We start from the raw sequence: 24,552 nt of genomic DNA, 5'->3' as shown, positions 1-24,552 counted from the left end.
GAAAGGAAGCGACACATGACCGCGCGCAATGCCGTGGCGACGATCGCCATCGCTGGGCGAATCGCCACCTCGGTCGCCAGGGACAGGTTGCTTCCTCAGCCAGCACTGCTCGACCCGGCGGTGGTGCCCCCGTCGGCGGAAGCCCTCACCCCCGAGTGGCTGACCGCGGTGCTGTGCTCAAGAGTCGCCGGTGCGCGAGTCGTCGACGTCACGGTGTCGCGGGGTGACAACGGCACAAGTGCACGACGAGCACTTGTGGTGGACTACAACGACATCGGCAGACAGGCCGGCCTGCCGGCAACGCTGTTCACCAAGTCCACGGCGACCATCGGTTCACGCATACTGCTCGGGGTGACGGGCATTGCCGAAGGCGAATCGGTCTTCTACAACAACGTCCGGCCCGGGCTCACGCTACGCAGTCCGCGCGCGTACTACTCGGGATACGATCCGAAGTCGCACCGCTCGTTGGTGATCCTTGAGGATCTCAACGACCGCGGGTGGACGTTCCCGGACCCTATGGCCAACGTCCTCCAGCGCAGCGATGCGGAGGATATGGTGTCCGAACTGGCGGTCTACCACGGCGCGTTCTGGGACAGCCCCCGCTTCGGCGGCGACCTGTCCCGGCTACGCCCGGCATATGACTGGCAGGAGAATCTGAACCGGAAGGTGGGATTCGAGAAGCGAACGCTGACCGGCTTGGACCGCGCCAAAGATGTTGTCGACGGTGAACTCTACGGCCGGCGCGAGAAGCTGTATCCCGCGTTCATGAGGTCACTACTGCTGCATCACAGCACCGCGTCAACCCTGTTGCACCAGGACCTTCACCTGGGGAACTGGTTACGCGACGAGAACGGCCGGATGGGGCTGTATGACTGGCAGTGTGTGGCGAAAGGCAACTGGGCGCTGGACTATTCGTACGCCCTGGGCGCCACGCTACCCACCGAAGACCGCCGAGACTGGCAGGAAGGTCTCCTCCGGCTGTACTTGGCGCGCCTCAAAGAGGCCGGCGTAGCCACCCCGCCGACCTTCGACGAAGCGTGGCTGGCCTACCGCCAACAGCCGATGCATGCACTCGCTTTCGGTCTGTTCACCCTCGGGGGCAGTCGTTTCGAGCCGGAGCTGCAGCCCAGGGACTACACCTTGGCGTCGATCGCACGCCTCGCCCGGCACGTCTGTGATCTCGGCTCGATCGACGCGCTGGCCGGCTGAGCGTGCGCCCGATTTGCACAAAGGACCGGTCAGAACATCAGTACGGTGAAGCGCCAGTCGAGCACCTGACGATCGGCTTCCCCCTCGGCACCGACGGCATAGACCTGCGACCGGAGATTCAGTCGTCCCCCGCGGCCGTCCGGCAGCGGGACGGCGTCCTCGACGTGGAGGTCACTGTACAAAGTGTCCCCTTCGTGGACCGGCCCGGTGTGATCGCACGACGCCCAACTCAAGATGCTCGCCACATTGGGCAGCAGTCGCGTCGCCTGCGCCATCGCGATGCCGATGGTGTGGCCGCCGTATACCAGCCGCTGACCACCACTTCGCCAATCGTGGTGAGTGGCAGCAATGTTCAGACTCAACCGGGCCAGTTCCGGCGCACTACTCACCACGTCACCGGTGCTGCGCATTCGCACGCCCGCCAGGTCGACGGTGAAGTGCGGCCCGGGAACTCGTGATCGGAACGCCTCTGCGTCCCAGTCGCGCGCCGGGTCTGTGACCACCCCATCCACGCCGATCGACGACAAGTCGTCGGCCCGGCCCGTCTCGACGACACCCGGCGACAGGGGCAGCATCGCGCACCGGTGGAAATCGAGTACGAGGCGGTCGTGCTGGTCGACTGTCGTCATCCGCAGCGCCACCAGGCCGGTCGGCGTGCGTCCCTCCCGTACCGAGTTCTGCTTCATCCCGACGACTTCCGTGCGGGTGAACAGCGAATCCCCCAGCTCGACAAAGCGATGAAATGCCAGGCCACGATAGAAGAGGTTGGCTTTCACACGCTGGGTCGCCAACGTGCTCTGTCCGATCGCGATATCGGTGACCAGGCACGGATGCGCAAGCGGCCGTGCACTTCCCGTCACCGCGGCGGACAGCGTCGCATCGAGCGACAGCCGCATCCGGTCACCCAGGACAGCCTGGTGCAGCGCGGCCGCCCCTTCGGTCAGCGTCATCAGCGGGGCACTGTCGAAAACCTGTCCCACCCGCAGATCATCGAAGAACGGCCCACCCGACACCTGGGCTTGTACGTCGTTGTTCATCGGCTACCTTCTCTCCGGCCGCGGCACAAAATTTTAATATAGATTAATGCGCTGCGCGAGAGAGGGTGCCCCCACCGCCGAGCTATCCCGTCACATCGCGACCGATGAGACGTCGTGCGATGATCCACTGCTGCAGTTCGTTGGCGCCTTCGAAGATCTCCAGGATCTTGGCGTCGCGATACATCTCCTCCAGCCGCACGGATTCACCCGTCTCCCCGACCTGGCGAGCGAAGCCCAGCGCCCCGTAGATCTGGATCGCCTCGCGGACAAGATCATTGGCCAGCCTGGTGCCGTAAGCCTTGGCCATCGCCGCCTCCGGTTCGGCGGTGCGGTCACCGCGATCCACCAGAGTGGCCGCCTTCTGATAGAGCGTGCGTGCACACTCGATCTCGGTGGCGCGCTGCGCCATGACGAACTGCCAATGTTGCATCGCTCCCAGCGGGGCGCCGAACACCTCGCGCGTTCGCAACCGCTCGACCGCCAGATCCAGCGCCGCCTGCGCGACACCGACTCCGGCGGCGCCGATGCCGATGCGCCCGCGCACCAGTGCCGAGAGCGCCACGTTCATCCCGCCATCGTGCGCACCCAGCAGGTTCTCCCGGGGCACCAGCACGTCGGTGAACTCGATATCCGCGGTGATCTGTCCGCGATGACCCATTTTCAGATCGGGAGTTCCGATCCGTACGCCCGGCGACGCGAGGTCGACCAGAAGCATGGTTGCCCGGTCACCGTGGGCACCGGCGCGCACCAGCACCGATACCCAGCCGGCCGCCACGCTGTTGGTGATCCAGCGCTTTCGGCCGTTCACCACGAACCCGTCCGCCGTTTCCTCGGCGACCGTCTGCAGCCGCACCGCGGTGAGGTCGGAACTGGTGTCCGGTTCCGTGGTGGCGAAGGCGAAGGCCACCCGGCCGCTCACCAGCTCCGGAATGAGACGGGCCCGCAGTTCATCCGTGGCGAAGGTCAGGGTCTGGGGAACCAGAATGCACTGCCCGTCGTATACACCGGCCAGCGAGGACGAATGGTAGGCGATCTCCTCGGCGACCGTGCAGGTGCCGAGCATCGGATGGTTCAAGCCCCTGCCGAACTCGGCCCCGAACGGGACCGCGAACATGCCCTCGTCGGCGAGGCCGCGGAACGCCACCCACGGGAAGCTGTCTGCGGATTCCTCGCGCTGCCCGATCTCGCGCGCGTAAGGGGCGACGCTGCGTTGCACCGCGTCCCGCGCCTCGGCGCGCAACGCGATGATCTCGTCGGGCAACCAGAGATCGTGGGTCATCCGGTCCTGAGTACGGGGAGGCGAAACGGTCACGAGGTCACATTAGCAGTCAGGTTTGACTGTTAATGCAGTTAGGCCAGCGCCGCTCGGGCCAGCTTCTGCCACAGCGCGAGATGCACGTCCGCATCGGCGTCGCGGTCGTCGATCGCGTACGTGAGCGCCACCCCACGCATGCTGGTGAACAGCAGCTCGCGGAGTTCGGCGAACCCCGCATGACTACTGTGCACCGGACCGAACATCGTCGCGATGACGTGCTCGATCGCGCGGCCCAGTCGCCGCTCGGATGCGGCCAGCTCCGCCCGCAGTGTGGGGTCCGTGCGCGCCGCCAGCCAGAGTTCCATCGCCGCCCAGAAATAGGGTTGCTGAAATGTCCTCCACAAGGACACCACTGCGTAGTCGATCCGCTGCGAACTCGCGACCGAGTGCTCGGGCGCGGCGTCGAACCACCGTTCCATCTCCGAGATGCGCTCGACGGCCAGATGCTGCGCGGCCGCAACCAGTAGCTCCTCCCGCGAAGGGAAATAGTGCAACAGCCGTCCCCGCGAGACACCCGCAAGCCGCTGGATGACCACGGTCGTCGCTCCGCCGTATCCGTACTCGACCAAGGCCCGCACTGCCGCATCGAGGATGACGGCCCGGCTGTCGGCACGCCGCACGACATGAGGCCTGCGTTCCGCTCGAGGCACTACATCCACGATAGCAGCCTACTCATTGCGGTCATACTTGACTGTTAGATGCCGATAGCCGGCCGACTGGTTGCTGCGCGCTCCCCACCGAGGGCCGAGTTCGCCACGCCGGGCGTCTGACCTGGCGTTCCAGCGAGAGCGCGGTAAAGGGTCAGTAGCTCGGCTACACTTTGACTAAATCGTTAGCTGGATCAGATATTGAGGGGCACGTCGTGCAGAAGTCGAAGCGCCGCTACGCTGCGGCGACGCTGGCCGCCTTCACCCCGTTGGCCGCTGTTTCCGTGATCACTGCCGCCCCGAGTTCTGCCGCGTGCGGTGAGGGCAAGATCGACTTCAACGGCAACTGCGTCGCCGAGACCTGCAACAAGGGTTCCGTCCGCACCGACAGCGGCCTCTGCAGCAGCGCGCTCTCCGAGGCGCTGCGCAAGGCGCAGCCGCCCGCCATCTCGAAGGTGACGCCCGATCAGTGGGCCAACTCCTACGCCACCCTGGACTCGGTACGTCGGTTGCCGGGAACGCTCAATGACGTCAACAGCGTGGTCAACCTGGCGATCGACATCCCCACCAGCATCACGGGCGGTGTGAGCGATATCGGCAGCACGTTCTACCTCCTGAGCCAGATCGGTGGCGGCGGAACCTCCTTGTCCAAGAGCGCGCTCTCGACGGCCGCCAACGTGGCCCAGGCGGTCCCGTCGGTGGGCATGCCCAAGGTTGGTCTTCCGAAGCTCAGCATGCCCAAGCTCTTTCAGAACTGCCTGCCCGTCAAGCTCGTGTTCTTCCGCCCCTGCATCTAGATGTACTGACCACGGACGTTAAGTACGGCGTGGCGTGGTGACATGAAGAAGACCTCCGAGTGAAGTGCGAGCTGTCTAGGAACGCACCAACCATCTCGGAGGTCTTCGTGTCCCACCGTAATGCCCCCTTGTCAGAAACCGGTCGTCTGCGCCTGGCTCGTTGCGTGGTCGAGGATGGCTGGCCGTTGCGTCGAGCGGCTGAACGCTTTCAAGTCGCAGTGAGTACGGCTGCACGCTGGGCCGGCCGCTACCGCGAACTGGGTGAAGCCGGCATGGCCGATCGCAGCTCACGACCACATCGAAGCCCTAACCAGACACCGACCCGCACCGAACGCCGCATCATCAAGGTCCGGGTCATCCGCCGCTGGGGCCCAGCTCAAATCGGGTACTTGTTGGGCATCCAGCCCTCGACCGTTCACCGGGTGCTGACCCGCTACGGCGTGGCTCGGCTGCGCTGGCTGGACCGCCCTACCGGCCGAATCATTCGCCGCATCGAGACCTCCACCGTGGGCGAGCTGGTCCATGTGGATGTCAAAAAGCTTGGCAAGATCCCCGCCGGCGGCGGCTGGCGGATGCTGGGTCGCGCGAAGGGCAACCGCAACGCACAAGCCGACAGAAGCTCCGGGCAGCGCAGCAAGTACGCCCATCCGCTACGCGGGCATCACTTTCTGCACACCGCTATCGACGCACACTCACGACTGGCCTACAGCGAGCTGCTTGCCGATGAACGCAAGGAGACCGCGGCCGCGTTCTGGGCCCGCGCCCAGGCCTGGTTCACCGAATGTGGCATCACCGTACAGAAAGTATTGACCGACAACGGATCCTGCTACAGGTCACACGCCTTTCGGGACGCACTCGGTGATATCGAGCATCGCCGCACCCGCCCCTACCGGCCCCAGACCAACGGCAAGGTCGAACGCTTTCACCGCACCCTCGCCGATGAATGGGCCTACGCACGGCTCTACACCAGCGACGCCGAACGCTGCACCGAATACCCCCGCTGGCTCCACACCTACAATCACCACCGCGGCCACACCGCACTCGGCGGTCAACCACCTGCCAGCCGCGTACCTAACCTCTCAGGTCAGTACATCTAGATAGACCAGACGAAGACGGGCGGTGTCGGGTTCGTAGCCCGGCACCGCCCGTCTTCTGTCAGGTGATCAGGAATTGCCGGTCAGCTTGTCCTTGACCGCCTCGACGCCGTCCTTGACCTTGTCCGCCACATCGGCGATGTGGTCCTTCACCGCTGCGACGCCCTGGTCGACCTGACCTTCGGCCTGAAGATCGGAATTGTCGGTGGCCGAACCGACCGCTTCCTTGGCCTGTCCCTTGAGGTCTTGGGCCTTGTTCTTCGCGCTGTCGGCGATTCCCATGTCGGGTGTTTCCTTTCGTTGTGGGCAGCTCATCAAAGATGTTCTGCCCGTTGTTATTTCGACCCGACGCAGACCCCTCGTACCATCTGCGCCGGACGTTCGTGTCAGGTCAGCGCGGGCCGCACCTTGTCGGCGGATACCCGTTTGACCAGGAGTTGAAACTCCACATCGTCACCAGCGGCGCGGCGCACCTCCGCCCCGCACCTGCGCGCCAGACGACGGATCTGCTCGCTGGACGTCAGCGGTGCGACGCCGACCGTGATCCGCACGATGGACTTGCCCCCTGCGGTACGGGTGACCGCCTTGGCCGATTGCACGGCTGGGTGCCGGCCCAGATCTGCGGCGGCCGTGTCGGCAAGCCTGTCCAGGTCGACCGACCCGATCCCGGTGGTGACGGCTCGAACCGCCCGGGGCCGGAAGTGCAGCAACACCCACCAGGCACCGACGAGAACCACGACCACACCGACCGCCGCCGAGACGGTGGTCCACCACGGCCACTCGGGGAGCCGGGCGATGAAGTCCGCGTCGATCCTGGCTGCCGCATTCCGCGCAAGGCGGTTGTCGGCGCCGTAGCCGATGGTCCACGCTGCCCCGCCGAGCAGCAGCACTGCCACCACGCCGGTCAGCAGCCTGTCGAAGATCCGCACAGCCCGTGTCATGAGCCTTCTCCCATCAAACCCGTTGTCGTCGAGACCGAATCGTCGACTCGCCATTCGTTGACGAGCCCACGGGGAACCCACACCCCGTCCCCCACCGGGACATGAGTGCGGCGACGTGGTTTCACCGCGGCCACCAGCAGCACCAGGCCCACGAGCGCTGCGACGACCGCCGCCGGCCACACCCACCACTGCCAATGGGTATCCCCCAGCCAGCCCAGTGCCGTGCCGATCCACTCGGTATCGGAGGTCACCGCATCACGGATCGCCACCGCACCGACCGCCGTCAGCGCGAGGGCGATCAGTACCCCGGTGACGGTGGAGGCCGCGATACTGCGCGGAGCCAGACGGCGGGAAGCGCTGTCCGGCCCCGCAGGCATATCGTCCGGCGCGGCGTAGGCGTCGGCCACTTGGGCCGGGCTACGGTCGGCTTCCAGTCGAGTGATCCGCACGTCGATGTCGGCTGGGTGCTCACCGAGTGCGCTCGCCAGCTCGGCTCCGACCGCGGTGCGCACCCCGTCGATGACCTCGCCGCTGACGACCGGCCACCTGGCGGCGATCTCGATGTTCACCCGGGGCTCATGGCGTTGTCCGCCGATGACGACGGCGGGCAGGGTCCGGCCGGGAACCATGGTGCGGCGCGGCACCACGCCCGGCACGGACAGCACCGCCCGTTCGACCAGACGCTGGCGCACCCGGTCGTTGATCACCGTGCGACCACGGCCCGTCATCACCGGTGCCGGCACGACCGCTGGGGTTGTCACGGTCAACTCCTGGGCCGGCGGCCGAGCGCGGTCAGGTCGATGGTTCCGTCCAGGTGCGCGCCGATCGCCGCCCCCGCGCCACCCAGTACGAGCGCCAGCAGAATCCCGACCAGGCCGCCGCCGATCGCGGCGAGGGCCAGCAGCAGGCCCACAAAAAGGCCTGGCAGCAGATACTTTCCGTTCATCATTGCCTCCTACTGAATCTCGACACGGGTGCGGCGACGTCGCCGACCACCACATCGACGGGTATGCCGGCGGCGGCGCTGGCGGCTGCTCTGACCTTTTCGGCCGTGGCGAGCAGCGGGCCGCGCAGCTCCAGGACCACGTGGACCTTGCCGTTCTGATGCCCCAGGCGCACCCCAGCCACGGTCCGTCCGGGCAGATGGGTTGCGGGCACGCCGGGGCCGGAGTGCAGGCCGACCACGCCGTCCACGGCGGTGACCGCCGCGACGACCCGGTCGACCCGCTCCGCGGCGCTCGCCTCGGTCACTGGACGCGGGGTTGGCTGTCGCCGGCCGATTCGGCGCGGTCGTCTTCGTCGGCAAAGTGGACGTCATGGACGGTGATGTTGACCTCGGTCACCTCCAGGCCCGTCATGTTCTCCACCGCCGAGATGACATTGCTGCGGATCCCGTCGGCGAGGTCGTGGATGGCGACGCCGTACTCGGCCACGATGCCGATGTCGACGGCGGTTTGCCGCTCCCCCACCTCGACGCTGACGCCCTGGGTCAGATCGCGCGCACCCGGGAGCGTCTCACGCAGCTTCCCGACCACTCGCGCGGCCTGACCGCCGAGGTCGTACACCCCGTCCACCTCGCGGGTGGCGATTCCGGCAATCTTGGACACCACGACATCGGCGATGGTGGTGACGCCGTGATCGGTCGCCAGCGTCTCCAACTCCTTACCGGCCTGAGCAACTGAACCGGTCTCGCGTGTCTGCGTCGGTGCGGTCATCGATGTCTCCTTCGTTGTTGGCAAACTCGGCCGTGTGTCCGGCACAATCGTTTAGTCGCGCACCGGCACGCCGCGCGCACGCACAAGAGACGTAGAACACACTTTGTTTCGAACGTGGCGGGAGGGATGGCGGCGTGCAGGTCGACGATGTGCTGAGTTCGCTGCCCGACGAAACCCTGGCCCGCCGCGCCCAGCGCGGCGACGCGGGGGCCTTCGACGCGCTGGTCGTGCGGCATGCACCGGCACTGCACCGTTTCGTCACACACACCTACAGCGAGTCCGGCGATGGCGACGACATCGTTCAGGAAACCTTCATCGCCGCGTGGAAGGCGTTGCCCACGTTCAGCTTCCAGTCACAGTTCCGCACCTGGCTCTACGCGCTCGCATCCCGAAAGACGGTGGACGCGCTGCGGCGTCGCCGCCCGCAGAGCGATCTGGATGCGGTGGCCGAGACCGCAGATCTGCGGCCGGGGCCCGGACAGCAAGCCGAGCACAGCGCGTTCATGGCGGCGCTGCACCGCGAGCTGGCGCGATTGCCGTATCCGGCCCGCGCAGCATGGTGGCTGCGTGAGGTCTACGACCTGCCGCTGGCCGAGATCGCCACCGTCCTGCACACCACCGAAGGCTCGGTGCGGGGCCTGTTGCAGCGCACCCGAAAACGCCTGGCTGTCGCGCTGGAAGGGTTCAAACCATGAGACCACCACGTGAGGCGGCGGTATCGGGCCGGCTGTACAGCCGCGGCCACGTACGCAACACTGGAGAACGACGCCACCCTGGAGAAGTGATGAGCACGGCAGCCGAGGACGACTACGAATCCACCGCGTTAGCGACGGCGTGGATCGCCGATGCCACGCGCCAATTCGCCGGTCTCGGCGCGACGGACCCCGTCGAGGACGATCGATGGTCACAGACCGGTTCCGCCCTGAGCCAGCTGCGCGCCGGTATCGCACAACGGATTTCGGTTCTCCCGCGACAGGGCAAGCAGATCCGGACCTCGCAGCCGGGTATCACCGTCAGCCATTTCGCGCTCGCCAAACTGCTCACCTGGGCGCTGGCCGAACCCGCGGCCGCTGTCACGGCGGCCATCGCCGATGTCGAGGTGCACGTGGAAGGACAGCAGGTGACGGCGGTCCACATCCACCTGATCGGCATCGGCACCGAGGAACGAGACCGAACCTATCTGCAAGACGGTGATGCCCTGCGGCGGGAAGCAGCCCGGGTGTTACGCGCAGCCCTCGGCGAGGACTCCGCCGAGATCACCGCCAGCTGGGATGACGTGGTGGTGGAACGCCGGTAGCGGCGACGCTGGAGCGAGTGACGGGATTCGAACCCGTGTAAACGGCTTTGCAGGCCGGTGCCTAGCCACTCAGCCACACCCGCAGCGCTACGAACATTGCCACGGGCACCGACCTGCGCCAACCGTTGCGCTCACCATGATCACTATTCGTGGGGCATACCCGCGGCCAGTCCGCTCTGCGGCCAGCCCGGCGGGGAATCCTCCCAGGGCTCCTGCCGGCCGAACGGGGTGAGATCCAGGAACGGGTACCCGACCGCGGCGTGGTCCAGCCCGCGGGCATACGTCGAATACGTGTGGAACACCTCGTCACCCCGGCGCAGGAAGACGCTCGCCCCGGGCCAGTCGCCGCGCAGGTCACGGTCGGTCCAGCCGTCGGCGCGCAGTTCGTCGAGCGATTTGTAGTTGTACTGCACCACAGCACGTTCCGGGTCGAGCGTGACACCGAAGTCGTAGGTGAAATCCCCGTCGCGCGAGGAGTACCAGGGGAACGTCCACCCGTGTGCGTCGCGGTTGCGGGCGATGCTGGCGTACGGCGCCCGCGACACGCAGACGAACGTCACCCCTTTCGCGTTCAGCAGGGCCTGATCCGATTCGGTGAAGGTCAGGTCGGCGGCGGCGGTGCAACTGGGGCAGCCCTGGTCGATGTCGTCGAGCCACATGAAGTGATGGATGTAGAGCTGCTGCCGTCCCTCGAACAAGTCAAGGAGCCGGACCTCGCCGTGCGGGCCGTCGAAGCGGTACTCCTTGTCGACCAACACCATCGGCAGCCTGCGCCGCTCGGCGTTCACCGCATCACGCAGGTGGGTGGCCTCGCGTTCGCGTGCCAGCAGTTTCTTTCGCGCCGCGAGCCACTGCTCGCGGGACACCACGTCGGGATAGACGGTGCTCAATGACATCGGTTCGACCTCCTGTGAGTCGTGTCCCAGTACCGACCCGCCCGGGCACCGAAACTCATCACGGCAGGCCACACACGGTTTAGGTTGTTCGCATGATTGAGTGGCTGGCTGATCCCCCACTGTTCGGCGGTCCCGGCCAGGGCACCCGCCAGATCGTCGAATTGTTCGCCGCATTCGGCTTGACCGCGCTGATCGGCTTGGAACGCGAGATCCAGGGCAAGGCCGCCGGCCTGCGCACCCAGACCATCGTCGGCACCGCCGCGGCGTTGATCATGCTGATCAGTAAGTACGGCTTCACCGATGTGCTGGTCGCCGGGACCGTGATGGTCGACCCGTCCCGGGTTGCGGCCCAGATCGTCTCTGGCATCGGCTTTCTCGGCGCCGGCATCATCATCACCCGGCGCGGGGCGGTGCACGGTCTGACCACGGCCGCGGCGGTCTGGGAGTCCGCCGCCATCGGTATGGCCGCGGGCGCGGGGCTGCTACTGCTGGCCGTCACGGTGACCGTCATCCACTTCCTGATCATCGTCGGGTTCATGCCACTGGCGCGCCGGCTGGCCGCCCGACTGGCGGGGACGGTCCGCATGCACATCACCTACGAGGAGGATCGCGGGGTGATGACCCAACTGCTGGCGGCCTGCGACCGGCGCCAGTGGCAACTCACGGAGTTGGCCGCCGACCCCGGCGGGAAGCCGCTGGACGCACCCGCCCACTTGGCCGGCGCGATGCTCACGCTGGCCGGTAACGGTGTCACCCAGGCGCCCCTGCTGTTGGCCGGCATTCCCGGGGTGACGGCAATCCGTCAGCTCGACGAAGACCCAGACTGAACACCGGCTCTGGTGGCCCGGTATGACGCCACCGCGGTGAGCGCCGCCAGCGCGGCGAACACCGCGAACATCCACCGCGCCGCCACGGCGTCGTCGTTCGGGTTGGCGTTGACGATGACACCGGCCAGCCCCGCGCCGAAGGCCCCGCAGATCAGCTGAACCGTGTTGATCGCCGCGGCCGCCGTTGCTCCTTCGGCCGCGTCGTCCACCGAGCCCATCGCCCACGCCGACAGATGCGGCCAGGCCATCCCGATCCCCGTGCCGGTGACGACCAGCGCTGCCGCCCAACCGATCGTGACCGCGGCGGACGCCTCGGCCCGCACACTCAGCGCGACGGATCCGAGGCCGATCGCCATCACCAGCGGCGCGACGGCCACGATGCGGGTCACCGCCTGCCTGCGCTCCACGGACGCGCTGGCGATCTCCCCCGTCGTCCATCCGACGGCCAGGGTGACCCCGAGGAACCCCGCCACCAACGGTTCGAGGTGAGCCAGCCGCTGCCCGAACAACGGCACGTACATGTCGACCATGGTCGCCGCCATCAACAGCCCCAGGGTCAGGTAGATCCATTTCAGCGGCCCGGGCCGGAATGCCGTGGGCGGCAACACCGACGCTCGTGCCGTCCCGGCGAACCGTCTGTCCACCACCAGGAACGCCGCGACCAGACCCAGCCCAGCGACCAGCAGCACCGAGGTGAGCACAAGATCCCGCGGGATACCGGCCACGCTGATCGCCAGGGCGGCCGTGCCGAGCAGCAGCAGCGACCAGACCGGGATCCGGAGTGCACCCGCCTCGGCCGGCTTGTCCGCCGGCGCGCGGCCGGGCAGCGCCAGGGGCACCAGCGCGGCCATCGCCACGGTCAGAATCACCAGCACACCGAATGCCCAACGCCACGAACCGAACTGGGCGAACAGTCCACCGCCGGCCGGACCGAGCAGCGTACCCACGCCCCACATCGCCGACACGAGCGCCGACGCGCGCACCCACAACGACTGCGGCAGAGCCGCATTGATGACGGCGTAGCCCAGGCCGGCCAGCAGGCCACCCGCCGCGCCCTGCACGAGGCGGCCCACCAGCAGCAGTTCCATGGTCGGCGCGGTGGCGCACACCAGGCTGCCGGTGCCGAACACCGCCAGCCCGGACAGATACGACCAACGGGGCCCAAGGCGGCCGAGCACCGCGCCGACGGTCGTCGCCGCCACGACCGAGGCCACCAGGTAGACCGTCGTCACCCACGCATAGAACCGGTGCCCACCGATCTCGGCGACGGCACTCGGCAGCAGGCTGATGGTGAGGAACTCGTTGGTCGCATACAGTGCGACACCGCCGGCCAGAACCGTCGACGCACCAAGGTTTTTCGGGCCGAGGAGCTCCCGCCAGCTGCCTGCGGTCACAGATTCGGCGCGAGTCTCGGTCACCGGGAAGACGCTAGATGCTCAACCACGGTTGAGGTCAAGGGAAGCTCATTTCAGCCCGGCCGCGTCCATCCCGCGCAACTCCTTCTTCAGATCCTGAATCTCGTCGCGGATACGCGCGGCCAACTCGAACTGCAGATCCCGGGCCGCCGTCATCATCTGCTCGGTGAGGTCCTTGATCAGGTCGGCCAGCTCGGCCCGAGGCATATTCGCGGTGTCGCGGCCCTCGATGATGCCCGCGCTGACGGCCCGCCCGGGTTCGCCCTGCGCGCGGCGCCCACGGGAAGCGTTCCGGCCCGATCCGCCGACCTGCACCGACTCGGTGTCATCCGCTTCGCGGTACACCTGGTCGAGGATGTCGGCGATCTTCTTGCGCAGTGGCTGCGGATCGATCCCGTGCGCCTCGTTGTAGGCGATCTGTTTGGCCCGGCGCCGCTCGGTCTCCTCGATCGCCTGCTTCATCGAGTCGGTGATCTTGTCGGCGTACATGTGCACCTCGCCGGACACGTTGCGCGCCGCCCGGCCGATGGTCTGGATGAGGCTGCGCGGGGACCGCAGGAACCCTTCCTTGTCGGCGTCGAGGATGGCCACCAGCGACACCTCGGGCAGGTCCAGACCCTCGCGGAGCAGGTTGATACCCACCAACACGTCGTACTCGCCGAGACGCAGTTGTCGCAACAGTTCGACCCGGCGCAACGTGTCCACCTCGGAGTGCAGGTACCGCACCCGGATACCCATCTCCAGCAGATAGTCGGTGAGATCCTCGGCCATCTTCTTGGTCAGCGTGGTGACCAGCACCCGCTCATCGCGTTCGGTGCGCAGCCGAATCTCGCCGATCAGATCGTCGATCTGGCCCTTGGTGGGCTTGACGTGCACCTGCGGATCGACCAGCCCGGTCGGGCGGATCACCTGCTCGACGAACTCACCACCGGCCTGCGCCATCTCGTAGTTGCCCGGCGTCGCCGACAGATAGACCGTCTGACCGATGCGTTCGGCGAACTCCTCCCACGTCAGCGGACGGTTGTCGACGGCCGAGGGCAGCCGGAACCCGAAGTCCACCAGATTGCGCTTACGCGACATATCGCCCTCGTACATGCCGCCGATCTGCGGCACCGTGACGTGCGATTCGTCGATGACCAGCAGGAAGTCCTCCGGGAAATAGTCGATCAGCGTGGCCGGCGCCGTTCCCGCGCCGCGGCCGTCGATGTGGCGGGAGTAGTTCTCGATGCCGGAACAGAACCCGACCTGCTTCATCATCTCCAGGTCGTAGTTGGTGCGCATGCGCAGCCGCTGGGCCTCCAGCAGCTTGCCCTGGCCCTCCAGTTCGGCCAGCCGGTCCTCGAGTTCGGCCTCGATGCTGGAGATCGCGGTGGCCATCCGATCCGGGCCCGCCACGTAGTGGGTGGCCGGGAAGATACGCACCGAGTCGACCTGGCGCACCACGTCACCGGTCAGCGGGTGCAGGTAGTACAGCGCTTCGACCTCGTCGCCGAAGAACTCGATGCGGATCGCGAGTTCCTCGTAAGCCGGGATGATCTCAACCGTGTCACCCCGCACCCTGAAGGAGCCGCGGGTGAACGCGATGTCGTTGCGGTCGTACTGGACGTCCACCAGTAGCCGCAGCAGGCCGTCGCGGGGCACGTCGTCGCCGACCTTGAGCTCCACCGAGCGGTCCAGATAGGACTGCGGGGTACCCAGGCCGTAGATGCAGGACACCGAGGCGACCACGACCACGTCGCGGCGCGAGAGCAGGCTCGACGTCGCCGAGTGCCGCAGCCGCTCGACATCGTCGTTGATCGAGCTGTCCTTCTCGATGTAGGTGTCCGTCTGCGCGATATACGCTTCGGGCTGGTAGTAGTCGTAGTACGACACGAAGTACTCGACAGCGTTGTGCGGCAACATCTCCCGCAGTTCATTGGCCAGCTGCGCGGCCAGGGTCTTGTTCGGCGCCATCACCAGGGTGGGCCGCTGCAGCCGTTCGATGAGCCACGCCGTGGTCGCCGATTTGCCGGTACCGGTGGCGCCGAGCAGCACGACGTCACGCTCCCCCGCCCTGACTCTGCGCTCCAGGTCATCGATGGCAGCCGGCTGGTCACCGGCCGGCTGATACTCGCTGACCACCTCGAACGCACCGCCGGCGCGCACGATGCCATCCACGGCGTCGGCGGCAGGCCGGTACTGCGAATGCGCCAGTACGGGATGTTCGGTAGCGAAAGCCATGGTCACCAGGTTAAGCGCGAACACCGACAACTTCATTCCCCACCTGAGCCGCGCTGGGTTACCGTGACGCGGTGCAGGCCATCCACCCGCCCAAACGCGAGATCTTCGACCTACTCGCCCGCACCAACACCGATCCCAAGGGAATCGTCCGGGCGGTGGACGTCTACACGGTGCAGCCGTGGGGTCTCTACATGGCCCGGCCCACGCCCGGCCGGGCCCAGTTCCACTATCTGGAGTCCTGGCTGCTGCCGGCCCTCGGGCTGCGGGCGACGATCTTCCATTTCAACCCGGGCTTCGAGCGCGACCAGGACTTCTACCTCGACGTCGGCCGGTATACCGCCGGCGCGGATGTCTGGGAGGCGGAGGACCACTACCTGGATGTCGTGGTGCGCACCGGCAAGGACGCCGCCGTGGCGGATATCGACGAGTTGGTGGCCGCCGTGGCGCATGGGCTGCTGGACGCGCACGCCGCCGAGCAGGCCATCCGGACCGCGCTGACGGCGGTGGACGCGCTGGCCCGCCACGATTACGACCTGGAGCGCTGGCTGACCGGTCGGGATATGCCGCTGACCTGGCGGGCGTAATGTCTGGCGTTATGAGTGTTACCAGGCGCGCAGGACTGGCGGCGGCCCTCTCGGCCGCATTGCTGTGTGCAGGGCAGCTGATACCGGCCGTCGCGGCCGCCGACCCGGAGCCCGCACCGCAGCCCCCGATTCCCACGCAGGCGACGGACCCGGCCTCGGCCCCCGGGCTGCTGCACAACATCACCTACAAGGCCAGGGCCGACGGCACGTCACGCGGCGCGACCGTGGCCTACAAGGCCGACGACCACAACATCAACAGTGAGCAACCGACGCTGCTGCCCGGGCAGACGTTCGAGATCAACACCGTGATGTCGGATCCGAAGCTGGCCGGGATGGAGCTGACCATCCAGTGGCCGTACGGGTCCAATCTGCACTGCGAGATCCTGGTCGACGACCAGACCGTCGCGCAGGCCGATCAGTTCATCGCGCCGCGGGTGTTCCGCGTCAAAGACGATCCGCTGTACGGCACGCTGCAGTGCGGTGCGCCGCTGGACGTCCCGGCCGCCGGTCAGCTCCCGGCGCCGGCACCCACGACGGTCCCGGCTCCGCCCGAATAGGCCCGGGTCAGGACCGCCAGCCGATGCTGTCGGCCCACAGCCGGGCCCGCCGGTAGTTGTCCAGGAACCACGGCTCCTTGGCGTGTGCGTAGTCGGCGGTGGCCTGCGCGGCACGCTTGGCCGCCAGGTAGTCGGCCTGCACCCCGGGGTTGGCCTTGAGCCAGTCCACGAACAGCAGCGCGAACTGCTGGTTGGGACGGCCCTGCACCCGGATGTGCACATTGGTGGGTCGCCCGGGGTCCGCTGAGGCGTGAAACCGCTTGTGCCACAACGCGGGATCACCGGAATGCGCGGTGTCCGCGGTGGCCGACGCGACCCGCGGATAACCGGCTGCCAGTAGTGGTTCGATCAGTTCGTCGGCCACTTCCGGCGCGGCGATGGTGATCTGGATGTCGATCACGTCCTTGCCGTCCATCCCCGGTACCGCGGTGGAGCCGATGTGATCGATCCGCACCGCCCGGTGTCCGCACGCCGTGCGAAGCCGGGCCGTGATCCGCTGCGCCTGCTCCGGCCACGTGGGGTCATAGGGCACGACGGCGTGGTCGCGGGCTGCGGGTGAGCCGGCCTTCAGGTTGTGCGCGAACGGCAGGATGCGCTCATGCCAAAGCCCCCTTGCCTTTTCGACCAACTCGCCCGACGACCCGGAGTTGTCCAGCCACACATCGGCGACGGCCCGGCGCTGCTCCTCGGTGGCCTGGGCGGCGATCCTGGCCCGTGCATCGGCCTCGGTGAAACCGCGGTACTCGATGAGCCGTGCGACGCGGAGTTCAGGGTCGGCGTTCACCACGATCACCAGTGGAAACATCGGCGCCATCTGGGACTCCACCAACAGCGGGATGTCCTCGACGATCACGGCGTCTTCGGAGGCCGCGGCGATCAGTTCGGAGCGGCGGTGCGCCACCAGCGGATGCACGATGCCATTCAGGGTTTGGCGCTTCTCGTCGTCACTGAACGCCACCGCCGCCAGGGCGGGCCGGTTCAGCGCGCCGTCCGGCTGCAGGATGTCCGCGCCGAACGCCTCGACCAGCCGCGCCAGTCCGTCGGTGCCCGGTTCGACGACCTCCCGGGCGATGACGTCGCCGTCCACGACGATCCCGCCGAGTTCACTGAATGTCGAGGACACCGTCGACTTGCCGGCACCGATTCCCCCGGTCAATCCAATCCTTAGCACCGCCCCAGTCTGTCAGGGTGTGATCGGGGCTCAGCCGCCGACGCCGGTCAACTCCACCGTCGGATGCGCCACCTGCGTCTGCGCCACCGTCGCACCGTCGGACAGGTCGATCGCCACCAGACGCTGGGCTGCCGGGTCGCTGACGTAGGCGACACCGTCCTGGATGTGCAGATTGGGCATGGGCGACTGCCACTCGTCGGGCTCGGTCCAGGCGTCGATGGCGGCGATGTGCGCGGTGCGCTGGGCCGTCACCGGATCGAAGACGTGCAGGTGCCCGTCGGTGCCCAGAATGACGGCCTCGCCCTTGGGTCCGCGGTCCAGGGACCGGAAGCTGTAGCTGGCGTCGATGGGCACCACCCGCAGGGCCCCGGTCGCGGTGTCGGTGAGGGTGAACCGGCGTGGCCGCTCGAGGTCGGCGTCCGGGTCGGTCTTGTAGTCGCCGAGCACCACCGGTGACAGGTCGCTGCCGGCCTGGTTGCCGATGCGGCCGTAAGGGTCGGGGCTGGCCACCTTGCGGATATCGTTGCCGCGCACGATGAGGATGCCGTCCTGGCAGCCGAAGGTCAGCGTCCCGCCGGCGGCGGCCGCCTCACCGTGTAGCCCCGGGCAGGTCTCATTGGTGGCGACGGGGACACCGGTGCCGTCGAGAATGACAGCGCCGGAACGGGTTTCACTGTCTCCGACACTGACCACGATGGTGCCGTCGGCGCGTGCCACGGCGACACCGTGATGAGGTGCGGTCACGGTGGCGCTGCGCGCGGTGGTGTCCCCCTTGAGCAGTTTCGCCGGGTCCACCACGTCGACGGCCCCGGTGCCGTCGCTGAACAGGGTGAGCATGCCGTCATGTGCGACCACATGCCCAGGCTCGGCACCGCCGAAGCGGATATCCGTCAGCGCGGGAGGTGCCGTGTAGTGATGCAGGTGGTCGCCGTGGCGGGCGGTCCAGGTGCCCATGTCCAGAACGGCGAAACCGTCGGACTGCGAGACCAGGACGTGGCGGCCGTTGGCGGCGGAGTTCAACCGGACGAAGCCGTCGACCGGGATATCGGCGATCTGCTGCAGCGATTCGGCGTCCAGCACCAGCAGGCCGCCGTCATAGCTCAACGCCAGACGCGGTGTGGGTGAGGCTTGTTCGGTCGGCTTGACCGCCGTGCGTGTGGTGGTCGCCGCCTCGGTGGATACCGCTTCGGTGCCGGACTCGCCGCAGCCGGCGGTCAGCACGGACACGGACAGCACGGCAAGAACTCGCTTCGTCGTCGACATGCCGGCGAGTCAAACAGTTGTTGAAAATGATTGTCAAGAAGCGATACGTGCATGTGCCGCAACGAAAAACTCCCCGGCTCGAGGTGAGCCGGGGAGTTCTTCTCAGACGATCTGTTACGCGTTGCCCGCGAGCTTCTCGCGAAGCGCGGCGAGCTGAGCGTCGCTGGCCAGCGAGCCACCGGTGGATTCCTCCGAACGCGACGAGCTGCTCGAGGTGGACGGGCGTGCCGCCTCCTCGGCCTCGGCGGCCGCGAACTTCTCCATCTGCGCGGTGTGCATCTTGTGCCGGCGCTCGGCCTCGGCGTACCGGGCTTCCCACTCGGTGCGCTGCTTGTCGAAGCCGTCGAGCCACTCGTTGGTGTCGGCGTCGAAGCCCTCGGGGAAGATGTAGTTCCCCTGCTCGTCGTAGCTGTCGGCCATACCGTACTTCGAGGGGTCGAACTCCTCGGTGTAGTCCTCGTTGGCCTGCTTGAGGCTCAGCGAGATCCGGCGACGCTCCAGGTCGATGTCGATGACCTTGACCATCGCGTCGTCGCCGACCTGGACCACCTGGTCCGGGACCTCGACGTGGCGCTCGGACAGCTCCGAGATGTGCACCAGACCCTCGATGCCCTCTTCGACGCGGACGAACGCACCGAACGGCACCAGCTTGGTGACCTTGCCCGGCACGATCTGGCCGATGGCGTGCGTACGGGCGAAGTGGCGCCACGGATCTTCCTGAGTCGCCTTGAGCGACAGCGAAACCCGCTCGCGATCCATGTCGACGTCGAGGACCTCGACGGTGACCTCGTCACCCACGGTGACGACCTCGGACGGGTGATCGATGTGCTTCCAGGACAGCTCGGAGACGTGCACCAGGCCGTCGACGCCGCCGAGATCGACGAACGCGCCGAAGTTGACGATCGAGGACACGACACCCTTGCGGATGGCGCCCTTGGTGAGCTGGTTGAGGAACTCGCTGCGCACCTCGGACTGGGTCTGCTCCAGCCAGGCGCGGCGGCTCAGCACCACATTGTTGCGGTTCTTGTCCAGCTCGATGATCTTGGCCTCGATCTCCTTGCCGATGTACGGCTGCAGATCGCGGACACGACGCATCTCGACCAGGGAGGCGGGCAGGAAGCCACGCAGGCCGATGTCGAGGATCAGGCCGCCCTTGACGACCTCGATGACGGTGCCCTTGACGGCCTCGTCCTTCTCCTTGAGCTCCTCGATGGTGCCCCAAGCGCGCTCGTACTGAGCCCGCTTCTTGGACAGGATCAGGCGGCCTTCCTTGTCCTCCTTGGTGAGAACGAGGGCTTCGACCTCATCGCCCACGGAAACGACCTCATTGGGGTCGACGTCGTGCTTGATGGAAAGTTCGCGAGAAGGAATGACACCTTCGGTCTTGTAGCCGATGTCGAGCAGAACCTCATCGCGGTCCACCTTGACGATGGTCCCTTCGACGATGTCGCCATCGTTGAAGTACTTGATGGTCTTGTCGATCGCGGCGAGAAAGTCCTCGGCCGAGCCAATGTCGTTGATGGCTACTTGCGGCGAGGTGATGGAGGGACTTGGCATGTGGTGGGTTGCTCCGGACAGGTTTACTAGAAGGGACAGAACGATTGATTTTTGCGTACCCGCCGCATCCGCCGAACCCACAGGACACACAGGTACGTTCAAAGGGTACTCGACCGGGTGCACGCAGGCCAAACCCGGTTAACCTGCTGTCGTGCATCCCGCAGCGCAACCGCCGCATCCACACATCCCGCCGTGGCCCCGCCGAGTCCGCAAAGTCGGTGCGCCGCTGGCCGTGCTGATCGGCCTGGGTGCCGTGACCGGGCTGTTGATCATCCTGCTCACACTGACCAATCCAGTCGGCGCCGCGATCGGATTCGTGCTGTCCACGCTGGCCATCGCCGTCGTGGTGCTGAGTTACCTGTGGCTGGACCGCTGGGAACCGGAGCCACCGCGACTGCTGCACCTGGCCTTCATCTGGGGCGCGTCGCTGGCGATCGTGGTGTCGCTGATCGTCGAGCTGTGGTTCGACTCGGCATTCGCCCCCGTCGCGGGCCTGCCGGAGGGCTTCGAATCCACCGCGATCCGTGCGCCGCTCATCGAAGAGGCGGCCAAAGGTTTGTTCCTGCTGGTCATGATGACCGGGCGGCGCCGCAACGAGCTGAACTCGCTGACGGACTGCCTGGTGTACGCCGGGCTGGTGGGCGCGGGTTTCGCGTGGCTGGAAGACATCCTCTACATCGCCAACGGCGAATCGGTCGCGGGATCGCTGCTGACCGCCGCGTTACGCCTGGTGATGGCCCCGTTCGCGCATTCGCTGTTCACCACGTTCACCGGTATCGGTGTGTACTTCGCCCTCACACAGCGCTCCGCGATCGCCAAAGCGGCGTGCATCGGCCTCGGCTACGTCGCCGCCGTCCTCATGCACATGTTGTGGAACGGCTCGTCCCTGCTGGGTATCGGGACGTACTTCGCGGTGTACGCACTGTGGATGGTGCCGATCTTCACGCTGGCGATCGCGCTGGGCGTGTACAGCCGCAAGCGGGAGCAGCGCATCGTCGCCGAGAAGTTGCCCGGAATGGTGTCCGCAGGGCTGATCACCGCGAACGAGGCGAGCTGGCTGGACTCGATCCGCACCCGCAAGCAGGCCATCGCCGAAGTCACCCGGCACAGCGGCAAGCAGGACGGCAAGGCGGTACGGGACTTCGCGGCCCAGGTGGTCGAGCTGGCCTTCGTCCGGGATCGGATCGACCGCGGGTTCGGTGACGCCAGGGTGCAGGCTCTGCTCCACGAGGAGGCCTACTGGGTGCACGCGGCCCGGGCTTCCGCGCCGGCGCTGGGTTGGCTGACGCACTACCGGGTGCACTGACCAATGCGTCGCTAGTGCGCCGCTGGGCCGACGCGCGGCGCTAGTGCGCCGCGGTGTCCCAACTACGCCCGTACCCGACCGACACCTCCAGCGGCACATCGAGCGGGTAGGCATTGCCCATGTGTTCGCGCACCAGCGCTTCGAGAGTGCCGCGCTCCCCCTCGGCCACCTCGAACAGCAACTCGTCGTGCACCTGCAGCAGCATCCGGGAGCGCAGGCCGGCGGATTTGATCGCCTCGTCGACGTTGATCATCGCCACCTTGATGATGTCGGCGGCGCTGCCCTGGATCGGGGCGTTGAGCGCGGCCCGTTCGGCGGCCTCGCGGACGTTGCGGTTGCTGCTGTCCAGTTCGGGCAGATACCGACGGCGGCCGAGAACCGTTGAGGTGTAACCGTCTTTGCGGGCCTGGTCGACGACGTCGCGCAGGTAGTCCCGGATCCCGCCGAAGCGGTCGAAGTACTGCTCCATCTGATTCTTGGCCTCTTCGGTGCTGATCTTCAGCTGGGCCGACAGACCGTAGGCGCTCAGCCCGTAGGCCAAGCCGTAAGACATCGCCTTCACCCGGCGCCGCAGCTCGGGGTTGACCTCGCCGATCGGCACGTCGAACGCTCGGGACGCCACGAACGAGTGCAGATCCTCGCCGGTGTTGAACGCCTCGATGAGGCCCTCGTCGCGGGACAGGTGCGCCATGATGCGCATCTCGATCTGGCTGTAGTCGGCCGTCATCAGCTCGGCATAGCCTGCGCCCACGACGAAACCGTCGCGGATGCGCCGGCCGGCCTCGGTGCGGATCGGGATGTTCTGCAGGTTGGGTTCGGTCGAGGAGAGCCGGCCCGTCGCCGCGATGGTCTGGTTGAACGTGGTGTGAATCCGGCCGTCCGCGGCCGTCGCTGCCAGCAGGCCGTCGACGGTGACCTTCAACCGGGTGGCGTCCCGGTGGGCCAACAGGTGCTGCAGGAAAGGGTGACCGGTCTTGTCGAAGAGCGTCTGCAGCGCGTCGGCGTCGGTGGTGTAGCCGGTCTTGGTCTTCTTGGTCTTCGGCATCTCCAGCTCGTCGAACAGGACGACCTGCAGCTGCTTGGGCGAGCCGAGATTGATCTGCTTGCCGATGACGCCGTAAGCGGCCTCGGCGGCGTTGCGGATCTGGTCGCCGAACTCACTCTGCAGCTCCTGCAGATGGGCGGTGTCGACGGCGATGCCGGTGGACTCCAACTCCGCCAGCACGCGCTGCACCGGTAATTCCATCCGGTCCAGCAGCGACGACGAGTCGATGCGGGCCAGCTCCTCATCGAGCGCGTCGGCGAGGTCCATCACCGCGCCGGCCCGCAGCAGCACGGCCTGGACCGCCTGTTCGTCGACACCGTCATTGTCGTCGAGCAGCGAAAGTTGCTGCTGTCCAGTGTCTTCCGCGCGCAACTCGCGCTTCAGATACCGCAACGACAGATCATCGAGTGAGAAGCTGCGCTGGCCGGGCCGCACCAGATAGGCCGCCAGCGCGGTGTCGGAGGTGACGCCGGCAAGCTTCCAGCCGCGCCCCGCCAGGTCGTGCATGGCCAGTTTGGCCTCGTGGAGCGCCTTGGGCGGGCCGGGGTCGGCGAGCCACGAAGCCAGGGCAGCCTCGTCGTCGGGGTGCAGGGTGGTGGTGTCGATATAGCGCCCGTCGCCGTCGTTGGCCACGATGGCCAGTGCGGTCGCGTCCGAGTCGAAGGCCTTATGCGTACCGACCACCGCCAGGCCGAACCGATCGCCGAGACTGTGCTCGGACAGCCAGGCCGCGAGTTCACCCGGCACCAGCGCACCCCCGCGGACATCGAAGCCCTGATCGACCTCGGGATCGGCCGATGCGAGGGTGTCGAACAACCGGTCGCGCAGCACCCGGAATTCCAGGTCGTCGAACAGGCGGTGGATGTGGTCGCGGTCCCACGGCAGCATCCGCAAGGTGTCGGGCGTGTGCGGCAGCGGCACATTCTTGACCAGTTCGGTCAGTTCACGGTTGAGGATGACGTGGGACAGATTGGCCCGCAACGCATCACCGACTTTGCCCTTGACCTGGTCGACATTGTCCACCAGCGTCTGCAGGGAGCCGTGCTCGACGATCCACTTGGTGGCGGTCTTCTCGCCCACCCCGGGGATGCCGGGCAGGTTATCGCTCGGGTCGCCCCGCAACGCGGCGAAGTCCGGGTACTGGGCGGGCGTGAGACCGTACTTGGTCTGGACGGCGTCCGGGGTGAACCGGGTCAGCTCGCTCACACCCTTGACGGGGTAGAGCACCGTGACGTCCTCGCTGACCAACTGCAGCGAGTCGCGGTCCCCAGTGACCACCAGCACCCGGTAGCCGGCATCCTGGGCCTGGGTGGCCAGGGTGGCGATGATGTCGTCGGCCTCGAAACCTTCCTCGGCCAGCACTGTGATGCCGAGTGCGTTCAGCACCTCTTTGGTGATGTCGATCTGCCCCCGGAACTCGTCGGGGGTCGCCGAGCGGCCCTCCTTGTACTCCGGGTATTTCTCCTTACGGAAGGTCTGGCGCGACACATCGAACGCGGCGGCCACGTGGCTGGGCTGCTCATCTCGCAGCAGGTTGATCAGCATGGCAGTGAACCCGTACACGGCGTTGGTGGTGAGCCCGCCCTGGGTCTTGAAGTTCTCGGCAGGTAGCGCATAGAACGCGCGGAACGCCAGTGAGTTGCCGTCCAGCAGCATCAG

25 protein-coding genes and 1 tRNA gene are annotated in these 24,552 nt (G+C 66.9%); 9 read left to right on the top strand and 17 right to left on the bottom strand.

Annotated elements, in window-relative coordinates; genetic code table 11:
- Window positions 1-15: 15 nt before the first annotated feature.
- On the top strand, window positions 16-1,209 hold the full coding sequence (locus tag QN239_RS14695; RefSeq protein WP_499011378.1) for an aminoglycoside phosphotransferase family protein: 1,194 nt from the start codon (window positions 16-18) through the stop codon (window positions 1,207-1,209).
- A gap of 29 nt (window positions 1,210-1,238) precedes the next feature.
- Here QN239_RS14695 and QN239_RS14690 read toward each other — a convergent pair whose 3' ends face one another.
- From QN239_RS14690 to QN239_RS14680, 3 genes are all read right to left on the bottom strand, one after another.
- Window positions 1,239-2,246 (bottom strand): MaoC family dehydratase, encoded by a 1,008-nt coding sequence (locus QN239_RS14690; protein ID WP_499011376.1) that lies wholly within the window; start codon window positions 2,244-2,246, stop codon window positions 1,239-1,241.
- 82 nt (window positions 2,247-2,328) lie between these two features.
- Window positions 2,329-3,525: an acyl-CoA dehydrogenase family protein gene (locus QN239_RS14685; protein WP_499016792.1), complete on the bottom strand. Its 1,197-nt coding sequence runs from the start codon at window positions 3,523-3,525 to the stop codon at window positions 2,329-2,331.
- Between the two features lie 71 nt (window positions 3,526-3,596).
- Entirely contained in the window at window positions 3,597-4,220 is a 624-nt protein-coding gene (locus QN239_RS14680; RefSeq protein WP_499011375.1) for a TetR/AcrR family transcriptional regulator, read from the bottom strand.
- A gap of 203 nt (window positions 4,221-4,423) precedes the next feature.
- On the opposite strand from QN239_RS14680, the gene QN239_RS14675 reads away from it, so the two are divergent.
- Window positions 4,424-5,005, top strand: a complete 582-nt coding sequence (locus QN239_RS14675) for a hypothetical protein (protein ID WP_499011372.1) — start codon at window positions 4,424-4,426, stop codon at window positions 5,003-5,005.
- A 107-nt stretch (window positions 5,006-5,112) separates the two neighbouring features.
- Window positions 5,113-6,102 carry an IS481 family transposase gene (locus QN239_RS14670; RefSeq protein WP_499016788.1) on the top strand — a complete coding sequence of 330 codons (990 nt, stop codon included), beginning with the start codon at window positions 5,113-5,115 and terminating at the stop codon, window positions 6,100-6,102.
- Window positions 6,103-6,168: 66 nt separating this feature from the next.
- Here the strand turns inward: QN239_RS14670 and QN239_RS14665 are convergent, their stop codons facing one another.
- From QN239_RS14665 to QN239_RS14640, 6 genes are all read right to left on the bottom strand, one after another.
- Window positions 6,169-6,381, bottom strand: a complete 213-nt coding sequence (locus QN239_RS14665; protein WP_499011369.1) for a CsbD family protein — start codon at window positions 6,379-6,381, stop codon at window positions 6,169-6,171.
- A 104-nt stretch (window positions 6,382-6,485) separates the two neighbouring features.
- On the bottom strand, window positions 6,486-7,040 hold the full coding sequence (locus tag QN239_RS14660; RefSeq protein ID WP_499011368.1) for a hypothetical protein: 555 nt from the start codon (window positions 7,038-7,040) through the stop codon (window positions 6,486-6,488).
- Window positions 7,037-7,801 (bottom strand): hypothetical protein, encoded by a 765-nt coding sequence (locus QN239_RS14655; RefSeq protein ID WP_499011365.1) that lies wholly within the window; start codon window positions 7,799-7,801, stop codon window positions 7,037-7,039. The genes QN239_RS14660 and QN239_RS14655 overlap by 4 nt, the downstream gene beginning before the upstream one ends.
- 2 nt (window positions 7,802-7,803) lie before the next feature.
- Window positions 7,804-7,986 (bottom strand): DUF2273 domain-containing protein, encoded by a 183-nt coding sequence (locus QN239_RS14650; protein WP_499011364.1) that lies wholly within the window; start codon window positions 7,984-7,986, stop codon window positions 7,804-7,806.
- Complete coding sequence (locus tag QN239_RS14645; RefSeq protein ID WP_499011362.1) at window positions 7,986-8,291, bottom strand: hypothetical protein; 306 nt, start codon at window positions 8,289-8,291, stop codon at window positions 7,986-7,988. The genes QN239_RS14650 and QN239_RS14645 overlap by 1 nt, the downstream gene beginning before the upstream one ends.
- Window positions 8,288-8,755 (bottom strand): Asp23/Gls24 family envelope stress response protein, encoded by a 468-nt coding sequence (locus QN239_RS14640; RefSeq protein ID WP_499011361.1) that lies wholly within the window; start codon window positions 8,753-8,755, stop codon window positions 8,288-8,290. Before QN239_RS14640 ends, QN239_RS14645 begins: the two co-directional genes overlap by 4 nt.
- A gap of 134 nt (window positions 8,756-8,889) precedes the next feature.
- On the opposite strand from QN239_RS14640, the gene QN239_RS14635 reads away from it, so the two are divergent.
- Together QN239_RS14635 and QN239_RS14630 are read left to right on the top strand one after the other, a co-directional pair.
- The gene (locus QN239_RS14635) at window positions 8,890-9,450 is read left to right on the top strand and encodes an RNA polymerase sigma factor (protein WP_499011359.1); all 561 of its coding nucleotides are present in this window, start codon (window positions 8,890-8,892) and stop codon (window positions 9,448-9,450) included.
- Window positions 9,451-9,539: 89 nt separating this feature from the next.
- Entirely contained in the window at window positions 9,540-10,052 is a 513-nt protein-coding gene (locus QN239_RS14630; protein WP_499011358.1) for a hypothetical protein, read from the top strand.
- A 9-nt stretch (window positions 10,053-10,061) separates the two neighbouring features.
- On the opposite strand, the gene QN239_RS14625 is transcribed toward QN239_RS14630, so the two are convergent.
- Both QN239_RS14625 and QN239_RS14620 read right to left on the bottom strand, forming a co-directional pair.
- Window positions 10,062-10,135: transfer RNA gene (locus QN239_RS14625), tRNA-Cys, on the bottom strand.
- A gap of 60 nt (window positions 10,136-10,195) precedes the next feature.
- Window positions 10,196-10,948, bottom strand: coding sequence for a DUF899 domain-containing protein (locus QN239_RS14620; RefSeq protein ID WP_499011355.1), 753 nt, complete (start codon window positions 10,946-10,948; stop codon window positions 10,196-10,198).
- Window positions 10,949-11,040: 92 nt separating this feature from the next.
- On the opposite strand from QN239_RS14620, the gene QN239_RS14615 reads away from it, so the two are divergent.
- The gene (locus QN239_RS14615; protein ID WP_499011353.1) at window positions 11,041-11,775 is read left to right on the top strand and encodes an MgtC/SapB family protein; all 735 of its coding nucleotides are present in this window, start codon (window positions 11,041-11,043) and stop codon (window positions 11,773-11,775) included.
- Here QN239_RS14615 and QN239_RS14610 read toward each other — a convergent pair.
- Complete coding sequence (locus QN239_RS14610) at window positions 11,751-13,193, bottom strand: MFS transporter (RefSeq protein ID WP_499011350.1); 1,443 nt, start codon at window positions 13,191-13,193, stop codon at window positions 11,751-11,753. The genes QN239_RS14615 and QN239_RS14610 overlap by 25 nt on opposite strands.
- 45 nt (window positions 13,194-13,238) lie before the next feature.
- On the bottom strand, window positions 13,239-15,410 hold the full coding sequence (uvrB, locus tag QN239_RS14605; RefSeq protein WP_499011348.1) for an excinuclease ABC subunit UvrB: 2,172 nt from the start codon (window positions 15,408-15,410) through the stop codon (window positions 13,239-13,241).
- Window positions 15,411-15,490: 80 nt separating this feature from the next.
- On the opposite strand from uvrB, the gene QN239_RS14600 reads away from it, so the two are divergent.
- Together QN239_RS14600 and QN239_RS14595 are read left to right on the top strand one after the other, a co-directional pair.
- Entirely contained in the window at window positions 15,491-15,994 is a 504-nt protein-coding gene (locus QN239_RS14600; RefSeq protein ID WP_235683700.1) for a ribonuclease FAU-1 family protein, read from the top strand.
- An 11-nt stretch (window positions 15,995-16,005) separates the two neighbouring features.
- Entirely contained in the window at window positions 16,006-16,551 is a 546-nt protein-coding gene (locus QN239_RS14595) for a hypothetical protein (protein ID WP_499011345.1), read from the top strand.
- Between the two features lie 7 nt (window positions 16,552-16,558).
- Here QN239_RS14595 and coaE read toward each other — a convergent pair whose 3' ends face one another.
- The 3 genes from coaE to rpsA form a co-directional block, all read right to left on the bottom strand.
- Window positions 16,559-17,722 carry a dephospho-CoA kinase gene (gene coaE / locus QN239_RS14590; protein WP_499011343.1) on the bottom strand — a complete coding sequence of 388 codons (1,164 nt, stop codon included), beginning with the start codon at window positions 17,720-17,722 and terminating at the stop codon, window positions 16,559-16,561.
- 30 nt (window positions 17,723-17,752) lie between these two features.
- Window positions 17,753-18,985 (bottom strand): zinc metallochaperone AztD, encoded by a 1,233-nt coding sequence (gene aztD / locus QN239_RS14585; RefSeq protein ID WP_499011341.1) that lies wholly within the window; start codon window positions 18,983-18,985, stop codon window positions 17,753-17,755.
- A gap of 114 nt (window positions 18,986-19,099) precedes the next feature.
- Window positions 19,100-20,542, bottom strand: a complete 1,443-nt coding sequence (gene rpsA / locus QN239_RS14580) for a 30S ribosomal protein S1 (protein WP_090364112.1) — start codon at window positions 20,540-20,542, stop codon at window positions 19,100-19,102.
- Between the two features lie 151 nt (window positions 20,543-20,693).
- On the opposite strand from rpsA, the gene QN239_RS14575 reads away from it, so the two are divergent.
- Window positions 20,694-21,848, top strand: a complete 1,155-nt coding sequence (locus tag QN239_RS14575) for a PrsW family intramembrane metalloprotease (RefSeq protein ID WP_499011339.1) — start codon at window positions 20,694-20,696, stop codon at window positions 21,846-21,848.
- A gap of 40 nt (window positions 21,849-21,888) precedes the next feature.
- Here the strand turns inward: QN239_RS14575 and polA are convergent, their stop codons facing one another.
- Window positions 21,889-24,549, bottom strand: coding sequence for a DNA polymerase I (gene polA, locus QN239_RS14570; RefSeq protein WP_499016784.1), 2,661 nt, complete (start codon window positions 24,547-24,549; stop codon window positions 21,889-21,891).
- Between the last annotated feature and the right edge of the window lie 3 nt (window positions 24,550-24,552).

It is taken from the genome of Mycolicibacterium sp. Y3 (genome assembly GCF_051188035.1).
Classification (GTDB): Bacteria; Actinomycetota; Actinomycetes; order Mycobacteriales; family Mycobacteriaceae; genus Mycobacterium; species Mycobacterium fluoranthenivorans.
The sequence above is the reverse complement of the archived record's forward strand: the minus strand, read 5'-3'. Positions and strand labels throughout refer to the sequence as shown.